This is a genomic window from Luteibacter sp. P4_E6 (genome assembly GCF_056401535.1).
In genome coordinates this window covers 1-5,586 of sequence record NZ_JBFUJE010000257.1, presented here as the reverse complement: position 1 = coordinate 5,586, position 5,586 = coordinate 1, and the positions used below count along the sequence as shown (strand labels likewise).

At 65.0% G+C, this 5,586-nt stretch carries 6 protein-coding genes; 4 read left to right on the top strand and 2 right to left on the bottom strand.

What is annotated here, in order from left to right:
• The first annotated feature begins 136 nt into the window (after positions 1-136).
• A complete protein-coding gene (locus AC1DT2_RS14735; RefSeq protein ID WP_477297107.1) occupies positions 137-889 on the top strand; it encodes an SDR family NAD(P)-dependent oxidoreductase in 753 nt (250 codons plus the stop codon).
• On the opposite strand, the gene AC1DT2_RS14730 is transcribed toward AC1DT2_RS14735, so the two are convergent.
• Entirely contained in the window at positions 886-2,100 is a 1,215-nt protein-coding gene (locus tag AC1DT2_RS14730; RefSeq protein ID WP_477297106.1) for an MFS transporter, read from the bottom strand. The genes AC1DT2_RS14735 and AC1DT2_RS14730 overlap by 4 nt on opposite strands.
• Before the next feature lie 219 nt (positions 2,101-2,319).
• On the opposite strand from AC1DT2_RS14730, the gene AC1DT2_RS14725 reads away from it, so the two are divergent.
• The 3 genes from AC1DT2_RS14725 (at position 2,320) to AC1DT2_RS14715 (ending at position 5,280) form a co-directional block, all read left to right on the top strand.
• Positions 2,320-2,964: a nucleoside/nucleotide kinase family protein gene (locus AC1DT2_RS14725; RefSeq protein WP_063573212.1), complete on the top strand. Its 645-nt coding sequence runs from the start codon at positions 2,320-2,322 to the stop codon at positions 2,962-2,964.
• A complete protein-coding gene (locus tag AC1DT2_RS14720; RefSeq protein WP_063573211.1) occupies positions 2,948-4,372 on the top strand; it encodes a sugar porter family MFS transporter in 1,425 nt (474 codons plus the stop codon). Before AC1DT2_RS14725 ends, AC1DT2_RS14720 begins: the two co-directional genes overlap by 17 nt.
• 65 nt (positions 4,373-4,437) lie before the next feature.
• Entirely contained in the window at positions 4,438-5,280 is an 843-nt protein-coding gene (locus tag AC1DT2_RS14715; protein ID WP_477297105.1) for a helix-turn-helix transcriptional regulator, read from the top strand.
• An 11-nt stretch (positions 5,281-5,291) separates the two neighbouring features.
• Here AC1DT2_RS14715 and AC1DT2_RS14710 read toward each other — a convergent pair.
• Positions 5,292-5,586 (bottom strand): MnmC family methyltransferase (locus AC1DT2_RS14710; protein WP_477297103.1); only part of this gene is annotated, 295 nt, incomplete at its 5' end.

The window sequence follows — 5,586 nt, the reverse complement described above, 5'->3', positions numbered from 1 at the left end:
ATCCTATGCTGGCGAGCAGGATCAGGCAAGAATGGGCCGGGTTCGCGCATTCAGTCCGGAGCCCCGCCGGCCTATCGTTTGTCCAGGCCCACCCTCCAAAGGACAGCTCGTGACCAACGAAAACTCAACGAATAGCATGGCGAAGATCGCCATCATTACCGGCGGCAGCCGTGGCATCGGCCGCAGCACCGTGGTCCACCTGGCGGCGCGCGGCGTCGATAGCATCTTCACCTACCGCGAGAATCAGGCAGAAGCGGCGAAGGTTGTTGCGGCGGTGGAAGCGCRGGGAAGGCGAGCTATCGCGCTTCAGCTGGATACCGGTGTCGCGGCATCGTTCGCCGACTTCGTCGAACGCGCGAAGGCTGCGCTCGCTGAACTCGGGGCGCATCGCTTCGACTACCTGGTCAACAACGCGGGCCAGTCCCTGCACAACGCCTTCGACCAGACGACGGAAGAGGAACTGGACGCCATTTACAACGTCCACTTCAAGGGCGTGTACCTGCTGACCCAGAAGCTGCTGCCGCTCATCGCGGACGGCGGGCGCATCATCAACATCTCGTCTGGCCTTGCGCGTGTGTCGATGCCTGGCAGCTCGGCGTATGGTGCGATGAAGGGCGCCGTCGAAGTGCTGACACGCTATATGGCCGCAGAGCTCGGCCCCCGCGGCATCGCCGTGAACACGGTAGCGCCGGGTGCCRTGGCCACCGACTTCAGCGGTGGTATGGTGCGTGACACCCCCGAGCTGGCCAAGCGCATTTCCGACATGACCGCCCTGGGTCGCGTGGGATTGCCGGACGACCTCGGCGCGATGATCTCGTCGCTGCTGTCGGACGATAACCGCTGGATCAGCGGTCAGCGCATCGAGGTATCCGGCGGCATGCTGGTTTAATGCACTGACGCTTCGGCGGGCGCAGCGAACGCCGGCTTGCGTCCGCCGAAGGTGAAGAGCAACACCAGTGCGATGACGACCGCGACGCCACCGACCACCAGTGCCGGCACCACGCCGGCGCTGTCCACCACGCGACCGCCAAGGAACGAACCGGCCGCAATCGCGAGCTGGTAGGTCATGACGAACAGTGCGGAGCTCGCTTCCGCGTGGTCGCCGGCATAACGTGAGACCCACACGCTGAGCGCCACCGGGAGTGCGCCATAGGCCATGCCCCAGAGCAGGATGTCGGCGCTCGCGCCGAGGTGCGACGCACCCAGCAACGGCAAGGCGAAGATGGTGGCGCCGAGCAGGACCATCGTGCCGGCCAACGACCAGCGCAGGTCCTTCGCGATCGCCTTCGGGGCGAGGAAATTGCCGATGAAGCCGACCACGCCGAAGCCAAGCAGCACCGCGGTCATGCCGTGCTCGTCGAAGCCGGCGCGCTCGATCAGGAAGGGGGCGATGTAGGTGTACGCGGTGAAGTGCGCGGCGATGACAACGGCCATCATGATGAGGCTCAGGCGCGAGGCGGAGCGGCGAAGGAGGCTGCTGAAATCGGCCGTCTTCACTACGGTATCCGAGGGCAGGCGCGGCAGCAGGAAGAACTGCGCGATGAGGGCGACGAAGACCAGCGCACCCGTGGCGAGGAAAGCGTAGCGCCAGGACGCGACGCTGCCGATCAGGGTGCCCAGCGGCACGCCAATGATCGTGGCGAAGGTGATGCCGGCGAACATGGTGGCCGTCGCCAGCGCCGCCTGCTCGGGCTTCACCAGTCGACCCGCCGCCGCCAATGCGACGGCCCAGAACCCGCCCAGGGCGATGCCGAGCAAGGCGCGTGCGACCAGCATGGTGGCGAATCCCGTGGCCGAGGCAGCCACGACGTTGGCGRCCATCAGCAGCACCGACAACAGGAGCAGTACGTTGCGGCGGTCGACGCGACCGGCGAGCACCGTGGTCAACGGCGCCGCAACCGCCGCGACCAGGCCGGTCGTGGTCACCATCAGGCCGCCGATACCGGTCTTGAGGTGCAGTTCGCCGGTGATCTGTGGAAGCAGTCCGATCGGCAGGAACTCGGTAGTGACGAAAGCAAAGGCCGCCAGCGTCACGGCAGCCACGGCCAGCCAGCCGCCTTTGGCCGGAGCAGGGGCATTCGGTAGGGGTTGAGTACTCATGGTTTTTGCCATCGCGGGAGGGGATGGCACCTATATGCCGCCGGGGTTTTGCGGACTGTAGGCCTGCTAATGTCCGCTCACTTCGTCCTTATCGGAAGAAGTCTTCCCGCTGCGCGGGATCGCCGCTGAAGCGGCTCCTACGGGGTTTGCGGCAAGAATTTCATTCGTTCATAACATGACGACCGTTAGCTTTCATGGCAGGTATCCGCTGGTGAGAGCATGATCGACAACAAGGTTCGCGAGCGCGTGGACGCGCTCATGGCACGCGGAGGACGCCGGATTCTCGGTATCGCCGGTGCACCCGGAGCAGGGAAGTCCACCCTGGCAGCGCAACTGGCTGCCCACCTGGGCAAGGCCGCCGTCATCGTTCCGATGGACGGCTTCCACCTTGCCAACGCCGAGCTCAAGCGACTGGATCGCGCCGAGCGCAAAGGCGCCCACGACACGTTCGACGCCTTTGGCTATGTCGCCTTGCTGCGACGTCTTCGAAGTCCGGTCCCCGGTGAAACCGTCTATGCCCCCGCCTTCCATCGTGAGATCGAGGAGGCCGTGGCCGGCGAGATTCCCGTCGCCGCCGATGTGCCGCTGGTGATTACGGAGGGCAACTACCTCCTTCTCGACGAGGGCCCATGGTCCGGCATTCATGGCCTGCTGGACGAGGCCTGGTACGTCGATGTCGACGGCCAGCAGCGCAAGGCCCAGTTACTGGCGCGCCACATGCGCTACGGGCGAAGTCGGGACGACGCGCTGGACTGGATCGAAAACACCGACGAGCCGAATGCTCGCCTCATTGCCGCGACCGCCGGTCGCGCCGACTTCCGGGCTCGCGTCGAGCTGGAGATGAACCATGCGCACAGTGAGTGACACGATGGATGCCCCGGCGACAGCCACGCCGCATCTGGGGTTGGTCGTAGGTATCGCGGTGGTTGCCGCCCTCGGCGGACTGTTGTTTGGCTACGACACCGGCATCATCGGCGTCGCGCTACTCGGCCTTGGCCGGCAATTCGCGCTGGACGACACGGCCAAGCAGCTGGTGACCGGTGCCATCATCTTCGGCGCGCTGTTCGGCTGCCTTGGCACGGGCCCGCTGTCCGATCGCTTCGGCCGGAAGCGCATGGTGGTCTTCGTCGGCGTGCTGTTCGCGCTCGGCTCGATCGCATCGGCGATGTCGCCGAACGTCGAGCTGCTGATCGCCTCGCGTTTTCTGCTCGGTCTTTCCGCAGGCAGTTCCACGCAGATCATTCCGGTGTACATCGCCGAGGTGGCGCCCCCACAGCATCGCGGCAAGATGGTGGTGCTCTTCCAGTTCATGGTGGTGTTCGGCATCACCATCGCGTACTTCACCGGCTTTGTACTCGGCGAGCATTGGCGCTGGATGTTCGGCCTCGGCGTCGTGCCGGCCATCGTGCTGCTGCTGGGTATGCTGGTGTTGCCGGAGAGCCCGCGCTGGCTGGTGGTGAAGGAACGTCAGCGCGAAGCGATCAAGGTCCTCGAGCGCGTACGTGGCAACCACGCCGCCGCGGAGTCCGAGGTGGCCGAGATCCAGACCGTGACCCAGAACCAGGAGGTCGGTACCTGGAAGGATCTGTTCAAGCCGTGGATCCGTCCCGCAGTCATCGTCGGCGCGAGCATTTCCATGTTCTCGCAGATCACGGGCAACAACGCGCTGATCTATTACGCACCGACCATCCTTACCAAGGCGGGTTTCTCGGACAAGGCGGCCGTACTGGCCACCGGCGGCAGTACCATTCTCGTTGTCATCATGACCGTGGTCGGCAGCTTCCTCGTCGATCGTATCGGCCGGCGCAACTACCTTCTGTGGATGATTCCCGGATCCATCGTCGCGCTGGCCCTGATGGGATTCCTGTTCCAGGGCGCAGGTCCGACGACGGACTTCAGCCGCTGGGCGGTGGTCGCCTGCCTCGCTGCCTACCTCATGCTCAATTGTGGTGGCTTCGGCGTGTGCATCTGGCTGATCAATTCCGAGGTCTATCCGCTGTTCGTGCGAGGGAAGGGCGCGAGCCTGGGTGCCTTCAGCCATTGGTTCTTCGACCTCATCGTCACGCTGACCACGCTGTCGCTGGTGACCTGGCTTGGCGCCGCACATACGTTCTGGCTCTACGCGGTAATCTCGCTGTTCGCCCTGGTGTTCATCTACTACCTCGTGCCCGAGACGAACGGCAAGAGCCTGGAACGCATCGAGCACGAGTTGCGCGAGAACCGGTTCTATCCGTACCAGCAACGCCGGGCGGAAGCCGGTGGCGCGAAGTAGAAGGTCGATGCCCCCTGATGCCGGGCGCTATGTCCCTCGATGGTCGAGAGGGACATAATCCCGGCATGAGCATTCCGGCAGACAATCCGCTCGGCAGTTACCTGAAGGATCGCCGCGCCAAGCTCGATCCCGCTGCCTTCGGCATGCCGACCACGCGCAGGCGCACGCCGGGCCTGCGACGCGAGGAAGTCGCACTGCGCGCCAATGTAAGCGCCACCTGGTACACGTGGCTGGAGCAGGGGCGCGGCGGCGCGCCTTCCACCGACGTATTGAATCGCCTCGCCGCTGCCCTGGCCCTGACGGCCGTGGAGCGCGAACACCTGTTCCTCCTGGCACAGAACCGGCCGCCCGAGGTCGTCTACCAGCCCTCCGAAACGATCTCCCCGCAGTTGCAGCGTGTGCTCGATTCGCTGGAGACGAGCCCGGCGATCGTCAAGACCCCGCAGTGGGACATCATCGGCTGGAACGCCGCGGCGGCGGCCGTGCTCACCGAATACGGTTCGCTGCGGCCCGACCAGCGCAACGTGCTGAAATTGTTATTCGCAAGCGATCGCGTGCGTAACAAGACTCGCCACTGGGAAGATCATGCACGCTTCGCTGTGGCGGCGTTTCGCGCTGACATCGCCCGCCTCGGCGCGACGGATCGCGTCGGGGGCTTCGTGGATGAGCTGATTGCGTTGAGCCCCGAGTTCGAAGCGATCTGGAACGACTACGACCTGCAGAGCTACGGCGAAGGGACGAAGCAGTTCGCCCACCCGCTCGTTGGCGAAGTCACGCTGGAATATTCCGCCTTTGCGGTCGACGGTCGGCCCGAGCTTGGCCTGATTATCTATACGCCGGCCACGGCCCTCGACAGGGAGCGCGTGGCGACGCTCGTCGAGGCCAGGCACGCCGCCCGAACCGCCTGACGCCGCCTGTTTCAGCGGCGGATGGCGAGCACCCCGTCCAACGCAAGCGCCGCCTTGAAGCCGGCTTTCTCCAGGCGCTTTTCCACCTCACGGGGTACGTCGCGACCGCTGGTGAGCTTGTTCGGGCTACCCGTGTAGTGAAACAGGCGACCGCCTCGGCGGAGGACGCGTGCCAGTTCGTTGTAGAAAACCTGCGAGTACAGCTCGCCGGCAATACCGAAGCGCGGTGGGTCGTGCAGCAAGGCGTCCACCGACGCATCCGGGATCTGCGTGATCGCCTGTGACACATCGCCATGGGTGAGTTGC